Source organism: Mesorhizobium sp. M2C.T.Ca.TU.002.02.1.1, from assembly GCF_003997225.1.
Genome location: NZ_RZTO01000943.1, coordinates 1 through 2,161 on the forward strand (window position 1 = coordinate 1; position 2,161 = coordinate 2,161).

2 protein-coding genes are annotated in these 2,161 nt (G+C 64.6%); both read right to left on the bottom strand.

The window, feature by feature from the left end:
• Positions 1-727: sugar ABC transporter permease (locus EOD07_RS31785; protein ID WP_164772738.1), on the bottom strand; the 727-nt coding region annotated here is incomplete at its 3' end.
• 23 nt (positions 728-750) lie between these two features.
• Complete coding sequence (locus EOD07_RS31790) at positions 751-1,953, bottom strand: ABC transporter substrate-binding protein (protein ID WP_245470566.1); 1,203 nt, start codon at positions 1,951-1,953, stop codon at positions 751-753.
• Between the last annotated feature and the right edge of the window lie 208 nt (positions 1,954-2,161).

Sequence of the window (2,161 nt, forward strand, 5' to 3'; positions counted from 1 at the left end):
GGTCGAAGATGCGCAGCGCGTCGAGCGCGCGGAAGATCACCGCCACCATCACCGCCGGGCGGATCAGCGGCAGCGTCACCCATCGGAAGACCTGCCAGGGGCTGGCGCCGTCGAGCTTCGCCACTTCGAGGATCTCGCGCGGCAGCATCTGCAGCGCAGCCAGGATCAGCAGCGCCATGAACGGCGTCGACTTCCAGATATCGACGACGAGCACCGCGATCATCGCGGTGTCGGCGCTGGCGGTCCAGGCGATCTTGTCGTGGATCAGGCCAAGGTTGAGGAGAACGACGTTGATGATGCCGAACTGGTCGTTGAGCATCCACTGCCACATCTTGGCCGAGACGATGGTCGGGATCGCCCAGGGGATGAGGATCGCCGCCCGCACGATGCCGCGCCCCGGGAATTCGGCGTTGAGCGCAAGCGCGACGACCATGCCGAGCACCGTCTCGCAAGCCACCGACACCACGGCGAAGCGCACCGTGTTCCACACCGCGCGCCACCAGACCGGATCGACCAGCAGCCCGTCATAGAGAACCCGGCCGTTCGGCAGTCGCAACAGCGAGAAATAATTGTCGAAACCCACCCATTGCCGGGCATCGAGATCGGCCAGCGAGGCGTCGGTGAAGCTGTAATAGACCGTGCGCAGGAACGGCCAGCCGGCGACGACGGCGAGCACGAAGAGCATCGGCGCAAGGAACAGCCAGGCCGTGCGCACGCGCCGGCGCATCAGCGGCGATCGTCCTGCCGCGCTCACCAGCCCTTGCCTTTCAGCCTGTTCAGCCTCGCCTCGAGCTCGGCCAGATTGTCGGCGGCGGTTCCGTTCCCGGAGATCGTGTTGTGCACGGCCGTCCAGAACTGGCTCGATGCCTCGTTGTATTTGATCCTGGCGGTCGCCGAAGGACGCGGCTGCGCGTTGAGGAAGATCGGTTTCCAGCGCGGCACGATCGGCTGCTGCCGGGCGATGTCGGGATCGTCATAGAGCGCTGCGATGGTCGGCAGGTTGGACGTCTTCAGCGTCCGGTATTTCTGCATCTCGGGCGAGGCGATGAACTTGACCAGGTCGATCGCCGCATCGGGATGTTTCGAATATTTGGAGACGGCGAGGTTCCAGCCGCCCAGCGTCGCGACCGGATGCCCGCTATCGCCGGCTGGCAGCGGCGCGACGTCGAACTTGCCCTTGATCGGCGAATTCTCGCTGTTGCCGAGCGCATAGGCATAGGGCCAGTTGCGCATGAAGACGGCATTGCCGGTCTGCCAGACGCCGCGCGCTTCCTCCTCCTGATAGGCAAGCACGCCCGGCGGCGCGATCGTGCCGATCCAGCCCTTGACCCTGTCGAGCGCCGCCGCCGCCTTTGGATTGTCGATGGAGATGCGGCCGTCCGACTCGATGATCCGGCCGCCGCCATCCGACATCACCCATTCGAGCGCGTTGCAGGTCAGCCCCTCATAGGCATTGCCCTGGAAGACATAGCCCCAGAGGTCCCTGTTGCCGGCCGCCCGCTCCTTGTCCACGACAAGCTTGGCGGTGTCCTGCAATTCCTTCCAGGTGGTCGGCACCTTGGCGTGATATTTGTCGAGCAGATCCTTGCGGTAATAGAGCGCCGGCGCATCGGTGAAGATCGGCAGGGCGACCAGCCTGCCGTTGACCGTCTGCGATTGGATGATCGACGGGAAATGCGCGCCCGCCACATCCCTGGTCGCCTCGGTCAGGTCGACCAGTTGGCTGGCCAGCTGCGGCGCCCAGATGACGTCGGTCTGGTAGACATCGATGTCGCTGCTGCCGGCGGCAAGCCACAGCCGGTATTGGCCGAACTGGTCGGTGGTCGAGGGCGGGATGACGACGATGTCGACCTTGTTGCCGCTCTTCTTCTCGTAACGGTCGAGGATCTCGCGCAGCACCTTTATGCCGTTGCCGGTGTCGCCCGACACGATCGACAGTTCGATGGCGCGCACCGGAGAAGTCGCCAGCAGCAAGCTTGTTACGAAAGCGAAAACGGCAGTTGCTAAGAACTTCACGGGCGGGTCGCTCTCGCTTCCGAGCCGGCGAGGCGGATGTCCGCGCATTCGTCAGCTCATCAAGACCCCACCCCGCGTTGAATGCCGAGCGCCGCTTTTCGGTTCCGTCGGTGCTGCGGTGACGGTCAGGCCAGCGGTTGGTGAA